Origin of the sequence: Flavobacterium sp., assembly GCF_052437795.1 — a bacterium.
Classification (GTDB): domain Bacteria; phylum Bacteroidota; class Bacteroidia; order Flavobacteriales; family Flavobacteriaceae; genus Flavobacterium.
Genome location: NZ_JBQVPA010000002.1, coordinates 590317 through 609235 on the forward strand (window position 1 = coordinate 590317; position 18919 = coordinate 609235).

An 18919-nucleotide genomic window follows, 5' to 3' on the forward strand; every position below is an offset into this window, starting at 1 on the left:
GATTTTATACCTACCTTAAATGCATGTCTGTGCGGAAAATACCTGGTCAATAAAAACCCGTAAAATTACCTGGATTTATTAACAATAATCATCTTATATTTCCAGTAACATAATTCAAAAGTATGAATATTTTAATTGTAGATGACCATGCGATGGCAACGAACTTTTATGAAACATCTCTAACCGAGGTATTTGCCACAGTCGATCAATTAAAAATTTCAAAAGCGATCAACTGTAAGGAAGCATATCATTTAATTATCGAACATGCCCAAGGAAGTGATTTTGATTTAGCCGTGCTTGATTTTATGCTACCGTCCTATGATGAGCAAAAAGTTTACAATGGTGCTGATGTTGGCAAGCTATTACGGAAATATCATCCAGGCTGTAAAATTGTCCTGATTACCGCAATTACGCAAACCCTACTTATATACGATCTATGGAAAACATTACACCCCCACGCTTTTGCTATAAAATGCGACATTGGCGTAGAAGATATAATGCAAATTGTCCGAAAAATTTTTAATGATGATCATTTCCAGAGCATAACGGTTAAAAAAAGTACAATGAAGATATACAATGAGAAGATTCTTGTTGATGACCATAACAGGCAGATAATTTTTAATTTGGCAAAAGGTTACAAAGTCAAAGATCTTGCGTCTATAGTTTGTCTTCCTCCTAGTACGATACAAAAACGAATTCTAAATATGAAAAGCGCTTTGGGAATATCGTCCGATAAGAGTTTACTTATTGAACTAAATGATAAAGGGTTTTTATAAGATATTTTAGGTAAGAATAAATTTTAAGGTTGTTCTTTAATTTCCCTTCTTTACGTTACTTATAGAATGTATTGTTAAAAAATTCAGTTAAAAACATCTTTTAACTACAGTGGAAGTTTTAGTGCCATTATAGTTAATGTGCTGAAAATTAACAATTATATAAGCTGGGCGCGTAAAATTTTTTACGTACTTAGATAAAGACTTTAAAGGTGTTAACTGCTGGTTTCTTGTTAAATGGTCTAGAACTATTTACTAATTATTAACTATAACTGAATTTCTATGCCATTAAACTTAATAGACGAAGAAGATAACATAGTAGATACGATTCCAAATCTGCAACGAAAAACTATTCTTGTAAATTCATCCAAGTCTCATTTCTTTCTAGAAATTTCTGACACTTTAACTTTTGCTCAGTCTAACGCAGACAAATTTGGCGCTATATCTGACAATGAATTTTCGACTACTGCAACAGTTTCTTTTCAAGGTTCAAGGAAAGTTTATGCGATAACCGATGGACAAGTTTTACTGCAGCCCCATCCTGATAGTACGAAAATTAACCTGATACTAAAACCCTACCGACAGCCTGTCAGCAGGCTTTCGATAAAATACTTTATATACCGTGGATTAAAAAGAAGTGACTTTTTAACTTCGGGTACAAATCCCACAATTGCTGGCAGCACAACTACCGGAACTGACTTTGTGAAGCATGTTTGGAAGGAATTTTCTACTTTTCTGACTAATAGTAATTCTCCGGCAGCAACGCCTCTATCTGCTGTATTCTTAGGATTTCCGGGACAAAATTCCTGGCAAACTCCTAATCACCTTATAGACCAATTGTACTTTAAGGTTTCGCCAGTCACTGCTGACCCGGGAGATGGTACTGCGCAAGAACCAGCCGATGCCGCCTTTGAGCTGCCTCTCATTTCAAGGGGAATGTACCTGGGTACGGCAGAAAATACAGTTGGACTTGATATAGTATTAAATAATGGCGATTACATTGAGGCAACTAACCAAAACCCTTTCAAGCTGGACCTGGCTTATGCACGCGCTTCGTCGTTCAAATTAAGCAGCGTTGGTATGGGCAATTTAATCGTAAAGAAGCTTTTGAAAGACAATTGCAGGCAATTCTTAGATGCTGCTGCCTTTTACGGGCTACATGGAAATGGCCAGGGGAAGCTTTTTCAAGGCAATAGCACCGATGCCCTGACTTCCAAAGAGCAGATCTACGCATTGCTAAAGGGATTTGCCACAAAAAATATGCAGTATGTATATATTAGCAGCAACCGTCTGCGTGGTTATAATTTTTACAACAATTATACTCAGCAAAGTTCATTGAACAATATCCGTATTGGTGGTGAAGGCAGCACGTCTGAAAAGGCTTTTGGTACATTTGGCTGGCCAATAGAGTCTATAGAACCAATTGTAACTGCAAACACCCTAAGGTTGGAAATACAGTTGCTTACCGGCGCTCCACAGTACTTTCCATCAATGTTTACTACGATAGGACGACTGTATAATGACCATATCAATAATTTACTTGATAAATATGCACTGGTCGTTCCCAGTCAAGTCTTTAGTGTCCCATTGTTGTTTGATGTTCAGGTAATTACCGACAATGCTGTTAATAAGCCAGTATGCACATTTCATATGTTCTCATATGAAGTGAACAATCTGGTACCCGATTATATTTTAAATCTTCCAGACCAGAAGAAAAGAGAACACAAAGTCTTTAACGAAATGTTTAGGGGCTTAGGCTTGACTCCTTTATTCCAAAATGAAGCCGACTTAAAGCGGACTGCGCTGAACAATTATCAATTGCTTGGTTATGAACATTTTCAAGATAACCTCTCCATCCTCCAGCAAGGCGCCGTGTACTTTACCGGAAGGCATTATTCGGATATCGTCGCCAACGAATTTACAACAGAGCAACTTGTACTATTTACCTCTAAAAAGGTAGCGGAGATGGTACAGATTTCAACCACTACCAATCCGCTTTTGCAAAAAACTGTGGTAGGCCGTAATTCTTTGGCTCCTGATCCTCAGGCACGAGACAATTTTGCTAAAGCTCTTTTTGGCGACGGGCAATATATCATTGAATATAAAATGATCAAGCCTCCCTTATCGCAGCTTACAAAAGTGTTGAGGATGCACCACCTTAGCGCTTCCGCAACACCCTACTTCTGCCTTGGAATTACGAAGGGGGAGTATGACGTACTACTGGGCCTTTTGCCGCAGAATGCATCGCAACCATCACTTTGTGTTCTGGAAAATACAACTGAGGTCAAAACAGACGAACTAAACGGATTTTATTATTATGAATATTCTTTGGGCGTACTTTTTGAAAATTCCGCGGGTACGCTTCAGGCATTGTTTCCTTCTCAGGCGGTGCTTATTTACTCTACTGATTTTGTATTCTTTAACTCCAAACAGTTCGGCGATTTCTATCCTGGCAGCATAGATGGAGGTAAGGGCGATAATTTAAATACAAATTAATTATGGCAAGGAATTTTACTCACCTCATGGAAAGCATGAAATATCTATTGTTTCTGGGCAGCAGGTCGGTAACGTTTACCGGTGACGGTAACTTTCTGAAGAAGGCACCCGGCGATTATGAGGAGGTACTTACCCCTGAAGGCCTGACCCTTCAGATTCAGATTATCCATGCACGCACCAATGTTTTAGGTGTCACAGACAGCTATAATAAAAACGAGGCGCTACGTGCAGGGAATAAGCTCACCGGGCCTTTACCAACCAATTTATTCGGGAGTATTGACGATGTAAATAATATACCGGCGCAAAATTTGCAGCAGGGGGTATTCTGTTACCACAATACAGCCCAAGGTTATAAAATTTATGTATTCGCATACCTTGAATACTACCGTAGGTACGCCAGCTATAGTGGACAGAATATTCTTGAACTTGAAGTAAAGAATACCTTACACACGCGGGATTTAATGATATACGGCCTGTCATTTGTCGTTACCACCGCCTCAATATCTGCGTTTGAGACCTTTTTATCCATGCCTATGGGCGATTATTATACCCCCAATACATGGAAATATTACTTCAATCAATCGATAAACGAGGGATTAGCGGGAAATTTTGATAAATTTTTAATGTACGATCCCGCTATACGGTTGTTGGAATTGATGTTCAGCAGGAGAGTTGAAATGCTAAATTATATCGCTGCTTTTGAGCACTGGGGTTCTTGGGACTTTGACGGTCAGAATGAAGCTGACATATTTCTGGATCTGGTAATCAGCGTTCCGGAAGATGAAAAAGTCGCTCTTTACAATTCCTTTTTCAATGTACAGGTAATAGAAGGTGAAGAAACCACGTTGTTTATAAACGCTATGCAAAGTGCCAACCTCGGTTCCTATCCTGAAATAAAGCTTCAAATAGTAATTTTCCTTTTGCAATGTTGGTATAAAAAAATTTCCGAAGAAGGCGATATTGCTAATGTTGAGAGTCAAGTAAGGAATTTACCAGCAAACAGAATTATTCCGATTATAGGAGAAAAATTAATTGAAAATACTGTAGCTGGCCCAACTCAGACTATAGGTCCCGAAATCCAGTCGGAGTTTTTGCCTACTGGCGTTCTTATAAACAGGATACTTATATATACACGGGAAAACATTAACGACAACTATCTTACTCAGAAAGACTACACAGTTGACGGAGAAACTTTAGATGGTACTGTCTTTGCATACAGCACGATATTGGGCGGGGTACCTTTTTACCCAGCCGAAATACTTGGTCTACAAGCCGGAAGAATTTATCCTTTTCCAGCATTTGCGCTATTTGCAATAGATGAGGCTTTAACAAAGAAAATATCAGTGCTACAGATTATCGGTAATATTGCGGGTATTGCCGGAATTTTTATACCTTTTTTCCGTCTAGCGCAAGGCCTTGCTTTAGCAGAAAATTTAACTGCATTAGGTCTTGGTATTCTCGGATTTCAGATCGATGCCGGCTTTGGAGAAATCTTAAAGGCCGAGGAAGCGCAGCCACAGGGTCTAATATTTTTAATGGCATTTAATTTTATTACTGCTTATTACGGCAAGACAGGACTTTATGACGCATATAGGACCTACGGCCCTTTGATGATAAAAGATTATGAAAGCTTCCTAAATGTTTGGGGACTCTATCAAAACACGTCATTTTTCCAAGAGTTATTATCTGCTGGGAATGAAAATGCGATAAAGCTATCGGACCAGATGCAAATCTACCTTAATAATTATGACAAACTTCTTCAATATAATACCAATGGACAATAAGCAGTTTTATAATAATTCAGTCTTGAGCTTTAGTATGCTGGGAATAATGGGTATCATAGGATACAATTTAATCACTGATTTTACTTTTGCATTCGTTAACCATGGCGCAAGTTCGAATTTGAAGATACGCTTTGCGGTGAATATGTTTGTATTCACCATGTTAGCAATACTTCTTTTAATGAAAGGGCTATCACACGGATCAGATTCACGTATAAATACTGCTATTTACCGGATTTTCATAATCTTAATTGCAGCGTTTTTACTGATGCATAAAATGTATATTTTTATGTTATTATTATACCCTTCTGTAGCAGCAGTATTTTTAGGAGTACTCTTTTTAGTTCTCTTTTTCATGTTTTTACGTTATGGTAGACTAAACTATAAAATATCTGCCGGCGATCAAACGAACCCAGATTTTGGGAAAATGTTATCCATACTGTGCAAGGCATTGATTATTGTAATTATAATCTATGATATTTACATCCATATATTGACTTTTCTAACATATGATTCATTGGGGCGTGGTGAGATTGACGTGCTCCACAGCCCGAAGAATTATATTATGTTAATCGCGAGTTGGCTAGTATATATGGCAATGCTTTGGCTGGTAAACCAGTATGGTAAAAAGACCTTGGTCGGACATCTAACATATTCAAGCATATACAGGTTTCTCATTGCCCTTTGTGCCTTTGCAGCTATCAGCATCATTATCAGAGGACTTCGTTACTTCATTACGTTCGGGGATTATTTTTTAAAAGAATTTATGAAAATCGCCGGAATATTGGCTATAGCAGCTGTTCTTCATTACATTGCGAAATCAGATAAAGTTGTCTCTATTCGCATGTTTATACAAATTTGCGTTGTTACGGCATCTGTCTCTAGCTTTCTGATCAATGTTTATTTCCTATACTCCGTAAGGAATGAAATTACACCTACCTATTTAATTAGCTTCGCACTGCAGTTCTGCGTCACCGTTGCATTAATTGTCTACAGGAGCAAGGTAAGCAGCGCATTAGTAAATAACAGTTTTACCAAAAAAAATTAAACGATGCCGACACCAACAACCCCTGTCATTATAAGGTACTATCCTTCATTGGCCTCAATCCTGAGCGCAGAAGACATACCGGAAATTTTAGGTTTCATCAGAGATGGTATAACGGATCTTGTTGGTCGCCTTCATTTTAAGGATTTCCAGTATAGCAAAAGCCCGTACGGAGATGCTGCATTTTATGCATTGGCAATAGTTTCGCCGGACAGAATTGATATTGAACTTCCCGGAACAGGAATATACCTGGTATTGAATCCGGATTATACAGGGGGAGACTTTGAAATATCCTCTTTTCCAATAACAGTTGAATATGAATGGCCGATACTGGCCTATCTTAACAATTTTAATCTCGGTGGTTTTACATATGACCCAATGGCAATATTCGATCTTGGGTTGAGGGTTATAAATGTTTCGGAAGAATTTGCCTTGGCGAATTATATTGATTTTTTTGTAACACCAATAAATCCATCTACTACTAAACTGCAACAGTTTGTAAACGATATTAATGCCGATAATCCTGGTTGGGCAAATCCGATACCTTTGCCTACCTCGCAAACCCAGCTTTCCGATATAGTAGCGCACATACAACAGGAATCAGGAATTAACGCTTCGCTTGTGGCTTTTAACACTTATCTATATTCTGATGATATCGATAAAGCTGCGTCTAAGGTTGAAGATTATTTTTCGTCGTTGATACCTTCCGATGTAAGACAGCTTATCCGCGAAATAGTTACCCCTAAGTTCCGGGCGACCCTCAACCTCAACGCGGCTATAGAATTTCCGAGGTCAATATTACAGCCCGTTTATGACGAGAACGGTGTCAATCCTTACGATATTTCCACCGCACAGCCTGAACGTGCACTGGAGGTTATACCTGCAGATGCGGACGGTAATCCTAAAGTGCTGCTTTCGTTTGGGCAGGCGCTATTTTTTGCCGACAGTCAAGAAGGCTTCGGCTACAATATGGAGATGGTTCTCAACACCATTACGCCGGCCCAAATCGGTAAAACAGGCCTTATAATAGATATCCATAACCTAAAAATAGACCTTAGCAGGACAAAGAATATCGTCGAAGCGGAAATGGATAACCGCCCGCCGGAGTTTGTGGGCGCATATATAGATCATGCCGAGATCTTTCTCCCGAAGAAATGGTTTAAAAAAGAAACGGGCCAAACCTTGGCTATTACAGCAGATCGCTTCCTGGTGGGTACTGGCGGAATTTCGGGAACAATAGGTCTCAGGACAACCTACGCTACAAATGCTCAGGGGATTGCCACCAATTTCTATCAGGATTATTTCCAGATCAATTTCCCGGTAACGGTACTTTCTACAGGAACACCTATTGAAATTATTTCATATACAACACTGCTAGCTCATATAAATGGACTTAGCCAGCAAAGTCGCCTGAAGTTTAGGTATCCTTTTAGTATTACTCCCAATTCGGGAGGAGGAAATGTGGTATTTAATTCCGAGCGGGAGTTCTATGATTTTATAAATGCTATTGACACTGGCCAAGCTATGTGGTTCAGGCTTGGAGGCAATGAATCAAGATCGTGGCGCCTTGGATTTAAGAGTTTCGATATAACCTTTGATAATAACCAAGTAACTGGTTCGCGTCTGCATGCACAGCTTGAAATGAAGAAGTTTAAGCAGGGTGCGGATGAAATTGCTGTGGTCGATTTGTATGGTGAGTGGAAAAGCGCTGAAGATTTTAAACTTGCCGCTTCTTTCCTTCCGGGCGGACTTCCGCTCAACCTTTTTGATATGTTGATAGTTACATTTCAGGGTGCAGAGATCGGACGGGATGGAGGAGACTTTTTTATAGGGGCTGATACGAAAATTTCTTTCCCTGAAGGAACATTAGCTAATTCCTTGTTTAATAATCAGGTTATTGACTTGCCTGCAATCAGATTTTATTTTGATGGACGATTCGAAATTGTAGGAGGAAATGCGTTCATACCTGTAAACTTTACCCTTCCGATAGGGCCTATTAAGATGTCAGTTACAGGCATCCATATAGGCAGTATTCAAAGGGAGCGAGGAGGAAGAATGCGAAAGTATAATTATATAGGTTTCGATGGAGGTATGAATATAGACCCAATCGGCGTTGATATACGTGGAAAGGGCGTTAAATATTATTACACAATTGATAATGATGAGGATGAAGGGAATAGTGCAGATGACTACTTCCACATATCTACCCTGGAATTGGACTTGGTTATTCCCGGCGGCACAGACCCTTCAGAAGCTGTTGCTATAATTAAAGGTTCACTTACTATTCCTGAGCCCGGCGTTTCATCAGAATATAGCGGTAAAATTTCATTACAACTTCCACAATTAAGTATATATGGCGAGGCCGCCATGAGACTTGATCCAAAGTATCCAGCCTATTTATTAGACACCTCAGTAGAGTTTCCTGTTCCAATACCATTAGGTTTTATAGGGATTTTTGGTTTTCGCGGACTCTTAGGCTACCGTTATGTGGCCGCCAAGGAAGCTATTAACATGACCGAGGATAACACGTGGTACGAGTATTACATGGCGCCCCAACGGGGCATCAACTACCGAAAATTCATCGGTCCGCAACACACACCGGAATATGATTCTGCCTTCTCTATCGGCATTGGGGCTTCTATTGCAACAATGGACGGAGGTGGCCGGACAGCTTCGCTTCGTGCGATGATATTGCTTTCGCTTCCCAGTATGTTTGCCATTGATGCAGGACTTACCATCCTGAGTGAACGTATCGGAATGGCTGAGGACGATCCGACTATGCCTCCTTTCTATGCGTTTGTAATTATAGGTGATGATTCCATCGAGTTCGGGGCAGGTGCTAACTTCCAGTTCAACAAAAGCGCGGGCTGGCTTTTGGACATACGGGCTGAAATACAGGCCGGCTTCTTCTTTAAAAACCAGCGCCCATGGTATATTAATTTTGGTACCAGGCAAAACCCGATAACCGCTACGCTTTTTAAAGATATTCTAAGTATACGGGCAACATCGTATTTAATGCTTTCTGCTGCTGGGATAGAAGCAGGTTCAAGGGTTGAGTTTGATTTTGACTTTTTCATAGCTAAGCTGCATGCAAGTTTGGAAGTCGGAGGATATATTAGCTTTGAAAGGCCGCAGATCGGGGGTTATATGAGGGCCGAAGGCAGCTTAAAAGTTGATTTTTGGATTATCAATGTACGGGCTGATGTAATGACTTACTTTAGCGTCGAGTTACCAAAACCATTCCTCATATTCGCTGAAATCCGGTTACGGGTTTGCGGAAGCCTGAAGTTAGGTTTTGTTAGAGTAACGATTTGCATACCGTTAACTTTCACGCTCAAATGGGAAAAAATCAAGGCATTAAATACTGCCGCCATCCCACCTATTACTTATTTACCAGTAACTGATCCCGATTACGCTAAGGTTATACAGGTAGATAATTATGTCAAAGGGATTCACATGATGACATTTGAGACATTCAAACTAGATTATTTAGGTGTGAATCTTACTCAACCACCAAGCCTAGATGATATTGTCAGCATAATTCCGCTTGACACCTACATTGACATAAAGATGGAAAAGGGGACTAACCCATCCGCCGTATCAGGAAAAATTGGCGGCCATACAGGAGGGGCAACTAAATTTATTGACCTCATCCCTCCTCAGGTACAGCAGCCCGGGGGTAGAACGGTGAGGCAGGTAAAACATAAATATTCCATCGAAGAAATTGAAATAATGGCCCTTTCTTCGACCGGACAGTGGATGCCTTATCATCCTTTCAAGGCTATTTTGCCGGATGAAAATGTTGAGCACCTTAAAATAGGGTTTTGGCAAAAGAACAGCTCAAATGGGCAGTACGACACGATAAGGCTCTTGGCAACCAATCCTTTTTCATTTTTGGATGGGGCAGAACCGGGTTGGTTTACACCGGAAAATTATGGGATTACGCCCTCGACTCTGTTTTGTTCTTTCGAAGAGATAGAAAAAGAATGTTGTGATGTTTTGAATAAACCATTAAACAAAGCTTATTTTCCGCCGGCACATTATCCTGCCCACCAAATAAACGGGGCATATTTTAATATAAAAGGCTATTTTACCCAGACGATTTATGCAGATCCTGATATGGCTGTTGCACAAACTCTGCAGGATGCAATGATTGTGCAGGACGTGCCTAATCCTCACAATTTCCAAAAATCACTTGTATTTTATAACTATAATACAATGGTTATCACGCTCCCTAAGCCAACTGTAGTAACCGAGTTACTAATAACTACCGCTGCACAGGGGGTCACTATAAGATACTTTAGGTTAGTGATTGTAGACGGTGCATCATTCCCGTCTTATGAGCTTATCTCTGAAGTATATAAGCCATCTGCTGAATTAGCAGTTCCAGTGGTATATGATAATATGCAACAGTACGATAGTCAGCTAGCTGTTTCACGTGTTGAAATTACGCCTGACTCTGCAAACGGTGCCGAAATCTTACACCTTCAGGGACAGATGGAGGAACTGATGGTGAATGCTCAGGAAGATATTGAAGGGACCTCGACAACCACGCTTGTTGGAGAGGACTTGGCCAAGTATGAAGAATTATATGCGAGAGTCGAGTATTTAAAAGGCCTTGGCTGTTCACAAGATTCATCGCCGTGCAATAAGGATAAAACCCTTTGTGAACTATATGAGCGGCTTTTACAACGACTTAAAGAGTGCTTCCTTCCTTTCACGGTCAAAGACATTTATAAATATTGTGAGTTTATAGATTGTTTCAGAGAGTTTATCCAACTTATTGAACAATTTGACAAGGACCATGGTGAATACAAATTGATATCGGAGCACATCAGGCCCGAGTACGAAAAATACAGGGAACAGCTCGAACAGTTGATGAAATGGTGTGCAAAGCCAGATGTAGGTGCGGAAGAAGTGTATGAGTACTATTCCTCTTTTGTTGCAAATGCTACATCTGTTGTCGGGATTATAAACGCTCTAGGTGACTGTGACTGTAACGATGAGCCTTGCCAAAGGGACGAAAGACTGTGCAATTTATATGCGGAACTACAGCAATTGCAGCAAGAATGCTATTTGGCTTTAACTTCAAAAGACATATATAAATACTGCGATAAGCTTGAGTGTTTCTCCCAATTTATAAAAATCATCGAAAGCTTTGATAAGAATAGTCCTGAATACGAGCTGCTTAGTACACATATCCGTTTACAATATGAGCGATATAAAGAGCAAATCCAACAATTGGGCGCTTGGTGTTCCCGACCTGAGGATTCACAAACTGCACTCGACTACTATAATGCTTTTTTAGCCAACACGCAAAGTATTTTAGATGTGATTGCCGGTATGGGTGACTGTAACTGCTCGGATAACGGAGTTAGTAATTGTACCACATCTTTCCAATCAATCTGCTGGATAAGCCTTGAACACTATGAATATCTGCAAACAATTCCTTCTCAGGACGCAATCCAGGCTGATAGTGCTGCAATGATCGAAGGATTCCAAAGGACGGTCCAGCCGGTTTGGCGCCCCAATACAGCTTATTATGTTCGCTTTAGGTTGAAAGATGAGGTCGCTGACGGCCAGTATGCAGCAGGAGATTACAATTACTATTACGGATTTAGGACTGTCGGCCCGATTGGGCATTTCCACAGGTATCCCGGCGCATATCAAATACCGGAGGGTTCAGTGCCTGAGGAGTATCCGATAGCTTCATTGTCTAAATATATCGATTACAAGAGATCTTATCCAAATGCGGATGGAAATCTTTTAAAAGCTAAACCTTTGTTTTATGGAAATGAGCAGAGTAAAATAAATATATATTTTGATAAGCCCTTTGCATATCACATGCTTAATACATGGAATGCTTATGAAGATTCGGAAGGTAATATATTGCCTGAACGGAAAGGCAAAATGCACATAGCCATTAAGGACCCGGTTTCCGATGTAATTATTCCGTATCCACTTCCTGCAAATTGGGAAGGACACGAATCGGTGCCCGAAACTGTTGGAAACGGTGAGAATGGTCTTGAATGGCAAGGGGATAATGATCCGAGGATACCTTTACCCGTTCAGATATTAAACAATTATATATCTTCTATTGATACGGATCCAAACATTATACCCTGCCAAATAGTCCTAGGGGACCCGATACAGCCTGCTTCATATTACTTTACTGTAAAATTAGAAAATCTGAAACCGCAAAAGCTATATACGGCACTTGTTTACAATGCTTTTGATCAAAACAATGATGGCGATATTGCAGACTATCCTCTGACGCCGATGCCAGGTATTTATGAGGAAAGCCAGCAGGTTCATCAGTTTGTCTTCCAAACATCGAGATATGCAAGTTTTGAAGATCAGGTGGGTAGTTATATATTAAGGGAATTGGATGATGAGGGTAATGTTTTGGCTCAGAAACCAGCGGTATTTGAGTTGCCGATAGAACTAACTCAGAACCAGGTAGATAATGCATATGCAATTATATCAGGCAATCCAAATAGCCAGACCGATGCAATGGCGACACAATTTTATCACTTTTTCGATAGGGTGCTGGAGGGCGTGTTCGGACTTAGTCCTCTTAATCCGCCAATGACCACTGATTTTAATAAAGTCCGTAACAGGGTCACCGGAAATATAATCGCCCTGCTGGTAAGGAATCCAGAACCATTTAACGATCCAAAAATTCCGCTTGACGCAATATCTAACACCGTACAGGTTCTTACAGGAGGCAGCCCAGACCCGGCGTACAAAGTTCTTTATTCAAAAGATTACTCACAGGTGTTGCTTATGCATACGTCAAAGGTCATTACTTCTATGTATATATCGGTAAGATTTAAATACAAATTATGGAATGGCAATTCTTATGACGAAACTATAGTTGACACAACAATCAGCATGATATAAACCTGCAATTAAAAACTTAAGTTATGCTCTTTTTAAACCAATACACTGATAATAATCCTCAATATAATCACTCTGTATACACGGCTGATGCTATTTATGCAGTGGGACAAGCCGCAGGTAAAGCTTCAATATCCAAAATCGATCATAATGGAGATTTGCTTTGGGAAAAAAACTATACGATTACTGGCCAGAATAACTTAATTTTTCATGAAGTAGTTTCCTGTGGGGCAAGTGACATTCTGGTACTAGGAAGATCTAATCAATATACCGTCATGATGCGGGTCAATCCGCAAGGGGGGGTAGTTTGGTGTAAAAATTATCCGGTACCGTTTGTAAATACAGTATATTTTAAGGTACATCTGGAAAAAGTTACCTCCGCTGATTACGTTTTGGCTATATGGATTGATAGCGATATCCATCTCTTTAAGGTAAATGACGCCGGAAATATACAACTGCAAAAAAGAGTCAACGCTCCGCATGTTTCCCAACAGGGAATGACGAATAACGGTTCACGGATCATGTTTCATGGTGCCGGCGGTTTTCTAGAACTTGATTTAAATTTTAACATCTTAAATTCATTTTCTTTTGATCTTCAGCAAAGTAGAAGTAATCATGTGGTGCTTTATAGTGGTAACATGATTTATACAATAGCTGCTGGAGGGACTTTCGGAGCACCAGATTACCATTTTTTTCTGACGAGGTTTCCTTTTTCAAACCAACCAATGAATTTACAGATTCAGACCCGAATGTTCCTGGGTGGGGCATATAGCCTGCACATGTTTATTGACGGCCAGGCCAATATCTTTATGGAAACCGGATTAGGCTCTGATAAGCATATCACAAGAATTAATCAGCAACTCAATACATTATGGACAAAAAGGTTAACGGGATTTACTGACATTAGAATCTTTAGCGCAGACAACGATAACATTTATTTGTACCGACCCGACGGTGTGGTTGGCCATTTAGGCGGACAGGCGAATAGCTGTATCTCATCTACGGTACCCGCACACAATTTTTCAAATGGTCAGGTTCAATTATTTGATAATCCTGTTGCAGTTGTACATTCTCTTTCTATTACTGCGCTAAACATATCTGTGCAGGTGACTACACTTTCATCCGCTAAGGATGTTATTTGTGTTCTTGACGAGCCGAAAATCGAAATAGGGTTAGATGACAATACCTTACTCCAATCTCCTAACTTTTACCTGCAGGCCGCTGGCTCAACTGGTGACGATAGCACTAAAGGCAATCACATACGATGGACTTTTGCCGGAATACTCGGAGATCAGCACCTTCCAAAAGGAGACTATGCCGCTACGAGTCATAATTTTAATAAGCCGAATGATTTTGTCAAGGTCTACCGGACGAGATATGAAAAGGCGCTCTTTACACTTGACTTCTCAGTGTCACCTCAAACTGTAAATGACCAGTTACGGTACTGGCTTTACAAATTTAACGGTGATTCGAGAATATTTTTCGTTCATTTCCGCAACAGCCAAAAGTATGATCAGGTTAGGGCCGCTATTGATCCGATGTCTGATTCATTAGCATTTATCGAGAGCTATGGCAATGAAGTAATTGAGGTTGAAAATAAACGGGAATTGTTTTTTGAAGCAAATCTTGCTGTTGCGGAGACATCTAGTGGCAGTTTGCTCCGGCTGGAAAGCCTCTCAGTCCCTGAAAATAAAGTATTTGTTCCCAAATCATTATCCTTCAGGGGAACATTTGAAGCTCCATACGAGTCAGAGCCATCTGTTATCTGTGAGAATGGAAGAAGTATACGCTTTAGGTCTCAGGCCTGCTATGTTAAGAGAATAGCCTTTGGTTTTTACTCTGACTTTATAGTTAATGCTAATTCACTAGGGAGTTGGGAAGAGATTGGAGAATTCGCCCTAACGCTCGATCAGGCCCCTGCCTATGAGCGACTTGACCCTGATAATTCTAACCCTGTGCACGGCAAATGGCTTCGGTACAACGAAAACGCATTTGTCGACATAAGAAATTACCAGACAAAATGGAATGGGCCTGTGGAATCGTGGAATAGAAATATCAAGGATATTGTTTCAAAATATATCGAATTGAGCAATAGCCTTCAAAACCCACGGGCATTAGAGTATGTTAATCTCAATCTGGCTTATGATGAGAACGATTTTTTAACTGTGGAGCAAGAGCCCACGGAGGGTGCCGCAGAAGTATCAAATCTGGATATGCTCAGGATCGCATCCTATGATTATCATATAGCGCGAATGCTCGGTTTAGGAAAACTAGATACGGATAACGCCGTATTTGATGCTGAATATATTTATTTAGGAGAATATTATACTTTGGGAGATTTAGGTGAAGGGCCCGGCGAGATTCATCACTTGTCAATGTCATTACCCACTTCACAGCAAACTCAGAGGTTGCCTCTGGCTGTGGATCTGAAAGAGCTTGTGCCCGGTCTCACAGAAGATGAGGATGGTGAAAATCAATTGCTACCGGGAGGTTATACACAGGATGGAAAGAAAAGATATGTCAGGATTTTTTCAGAGCCAATATATCAAGGTGAAGAAAATCCCACATTCTTTTCAAATGCCGAGCCAGTCGACACTTCATCATTTACTATTCCTATATATGCCGGACTTGAGTACAGGCTTATGCGTCCCGGTGAAAATGATCCGGGGATCTGGGCAAAACCGGAGCTATCCCACGATGTCAGGTACCTTAATATCGACGCGACTAACAATGAATCCTTTGAGACGGTATCTTTACTAATTCCTGATTACAATAATTCGCTATACACACACCGACAGACATTAAGCGGCAGATATTATTATGCAGGGTATGGTATCAACTGGTTTTCGCGAGCTACTGAAAGTCCGGTTGAGCTTTCTATAGATACAACCATTAAGCCTGCAAATCTTTTACTGCCGCCCGCAAATATTAATGCACTGCTGATACAACGTGAGTCGCCGCTTATGTTTACATCGGCAGACGAACAGGGACGGCTTTCGGGAATACCGGAGTTGCAAGACAAAACACTCATCAGGTTACTATTTGACTATAATAGCGACCATGAGTTGGTTAGTTATCAGATACCTCTGGACTCACCAGTTTCGGATTCGATATATGAAACAGATACAGAATCTCTATTTCCTGACGATGCTGAAGTTTTTGGTGACGAGATTGAAATTTATTTCAGAAATCAAACGCCCAGAAATATTTCAGGTCAAATTACCGGTATCGTTGACCACAGTAACCCACTGCTTTCAATAATCCAAACTCAGGACTACCTCCAGGCGAGTACAGGTGTCACATTAGGCTCAGACTTTCCTACAGGAACTTCAGCCCAAAATTTCTTAGGCGCTCTATTTATAACGGGGACGCAACAATATGTTATCCAGGGCATTCAGCCGACATCAGGAGGATTAACGTTTACGGTCTATAAAAAGCAGTTGAGTGATGGCATTATAACAGGTGAGATACCAACCTTGAGCACACAAAATTTACAGCCACCATTTATAGAGGAAGACGGACTCTTTACAGTATCCGAGAATATGCAAAGCTCCCAAAACTGGGGGATTGTGGACTCGTTAACAATCCAGATAGGCCAAAACTGGCCCTGTCATAGGGAAGTCGTTCGGCTACAGAATGATAATGGTCAAATTGTCCGATATGTCGAGAAAACAAGAGGGATTTGGCATCATGCTAAAGTAGAAAAGTTTTTAGAAAATTTCACATTTGAAAGTACATCAGGGCAGTTGATCAATAAGATAGCTACGCACCGGGGTATCTACAAATTGACGTTTAACAATTATCAGCTTTCCCAAAATACCCCATATAGCGGCAATAGTGTTTCCGTAGAATGGTTTAACGGAATCGTTCGCCTCTTCACATTAACAAATAGCAATGGCGGAACAGTCATAGGTTCACGCAAGAAATTTAAGGTTTTCCGGACAGAAAATATTGGAACATCGGGTAATCTGACTCTTTATATTAAGGATGATGATTTCCAGTCTGACGATAACGGCAATCCTAATCCGGCAAATGATGATATTATAATCGGGAATAACGTATTTGTAAATTATTACCCATCCTATAGAGCGTATTTATATTATAACCAGGCTGACAATCTTACAGAGCAGGCAATTCTGCCTGGTGAGGGTGAGAATGTGCACTATTCTGTATTTGCACTCAGGACAGTAGATAAAAATTATACTAATAACGATATGAGCTTTTATCGTTCCAGGTATAGTGTCCCGGCAATGATATTTGCACAGAAAGTTATCACCCCTATGCAGCCGGAGGCCCCGCTTGGTGCATTATATGCTACGCGACCTGATACCTTTGGTAAGTCAACTTATACGATTACGACGCAGTTTAGGCAAAAACCGTATAGTATAAGCTTCCATCGTGCAGACGACCAAGCTTTGCTCTCAGCAGTTTATTCGACATCAACGATAGCTGTCATTCGCCAGGAACTTGCGCAATTAGGCGGAAACCAGGAACAGTACCTGACAAATCGCTGGAAAAATTTTCTGGATTTTGACACATTGATAAACAAGACCAGTTATAACGCATATCCTCCTATTGGTGGAGAAGAAACCCCTTATAATTTCCCTTTACCGGACAGATTTGACTTCTTTCAGGGAATTAATAATTTTATTATAGAGCATAATCTGTTTTACGGTGACAATGTCGACATAATTGAGCCTGAATCATTTGGAACAATTGCTTTGAATGAAACTATAATACCCGAGGTGACGGGCCGGAATGACGAATTGCGATTACTTGATTTTGTTATAGAAGTGGTCAAGACTGCATTTATTCCACTCACTGAGGTGCCTGTTATTTACGATTATATTCGAGGTTCTTCCTATACTCCTGTAGATAAAAAACAAGTTATCAGGGATAAGGATGGCTATCTGCTGGATCCTAATGTTCCCGGAAATGGTTTTGATATGGCACCTATGATGAAGGTGATAGGAACTAATAAGGTACAATTTACTGACTTTACCCTCGACGGGACTACATCAAACCTGTATTTTTACGCTGCTAAAGAAATCGGCTCACAAATGAAGATGGGACAAATGAGCATCGCACTCGGCCCCATAAAAATGGTCAACACCAATGCTCCCGAAGCGCCTAAAATCCTTCATAGCATACCTGTATTTAGAAATGGATCTGTCGGTCTAGTGCCTTATATAACCTTTGAGATCGCGGCATATTCGCCAGTCCAGGAAATAAAAAAAATAAATATTTATCGAACTTTTGATCGCCTTAACGCCGAAGCTCTGGGACTTATGGATCTAGTAATGGTAATTGACTTGGGCGCGGAAGGCATTGATGTAAATTCACTTTGGAGATTTAATGACCACCTACAAGATTTAGATGAAATTCCTTACGGCAAGCCAATATTTTATCGGATAACAGTTTCGAGGAGGGTGGAATATGCGGATAGCAACAACAACATAATTGTGGAGTACGCCCCTTCGCTGCCATCTAAAATTCTCGCAACACTTATATCTGAAGTTGATAATCCAGAGGCTCCAAGCTTAGATTATTTTTCAGAGCCGCTCAACGGAACAGAACTCCGCGAAGTCATCTTGCATTGGGAAAAAACCTGTTACAATGGTAAGTACCATCTTTATAAGATGAATAGTCAAGGAAATTGGGTTAAAATACATTTCCTGCAGACAAACAACCAGCATATTTACCTTCCTCTTGAACTTACAGAACTTGGAAGCGGTACATTAAATATTCTTAATAGCGATGGTAACGCAGTTTACCACCATTTTAAAGTAGTTGCAGAAAATACTGCCGGTATGTTCAGTACTGAAGAAAGAATCCTGACGATTTATAATCCGGAAACCTGGCAGGACATTGGTGGTATAGGAACTATGATAATTGAGGGAACATTTTTAGTCAGATAACATAAA

At 40.4% G+C, this 18919-nt stretch carries 6 protein-coding genes; all 6 read left to right on the plus strand.

Features of this window, described 5'->3' with window-relative positions; genetic code table 11:
- Positions 1 to 122 precede the first annotated feature (122 nt).
- The 6 genes from ACT6R0_RS09495 to ACT6R0_RS09520 all read left to right on the plus strand — a co-directional run bounded on the left by ACT6R0_RS09495 (position 123) and on the right by ACT6R0_RS09520 (position 18913).
- Complete coding sequence (locus ACT6R0_RS09495; RefSeq protein WP_444652477.1) at positions 123 to 776, plus strand: hypothetical protein; 654 nt, start codon at positions 123 to 125, stop codon at positions 774 to 776.
- Between the two features lie 279 nt (positions 777 to 1055).
- Positions 1056 to 3269, plus strand: a complete 2214-nt coding sequence (locus ACT6R0_RS09500) for a hypothetical protein (protein WP_444652476.1) — start codon at positions 1056 to 1058, stop codon at positions 3267 to 3269.
- Between the two features lie 2 nt (positions 3270 to 3271).
- Positions 3272 to 5053: a hypothetical protein gene (locus tag ACT6R0_RS09505; RefSeq protein WP_444652475.1), complete on the plus strand. Its 1782-nt coding sequence runs from the start codon at positions 3272 to 3274 to the stop codon at positions 5051 to 5053.
- Entirely contained in the window at positions 5043 to 6098 is a 1056-nt protein-coding gene (locus ACT6R0_RS09510; RefSeq protein ID WP_444652474.1) for a hypothetical protein, read from the plus strand. Before ACT6R0_RS09505 ends, ACT6R0_RS09510 begins: the two co-directional genes overlap by 11 nt.
- A 3-nt stretch (positions 6099 to 6101) precedes the next feature.
- Positions 6102 to 12998, plus strand: coding sequence for a hypothetical protein (locus ACT6R0_RS09515; protein WP_444652473.1), 6897 nt, complete (start codon positions 6102 to 6104; stop codon positions 12996 to 12998).
- Positions 12999 to 13021: 23 nt separating this feature from the next.
- Positions 13022 to 18913, plus strand: a complete 5892-nt coding sequence (locus tag ACT6R0_RS09520) for a hypothetical protein (protein WP_444652472.1) — start codon at positions 13022 to 13024, stop codon at positions 18911 to 18913.
- Positions 18914 to 18919: the final 6 nt, after the last annotated feature.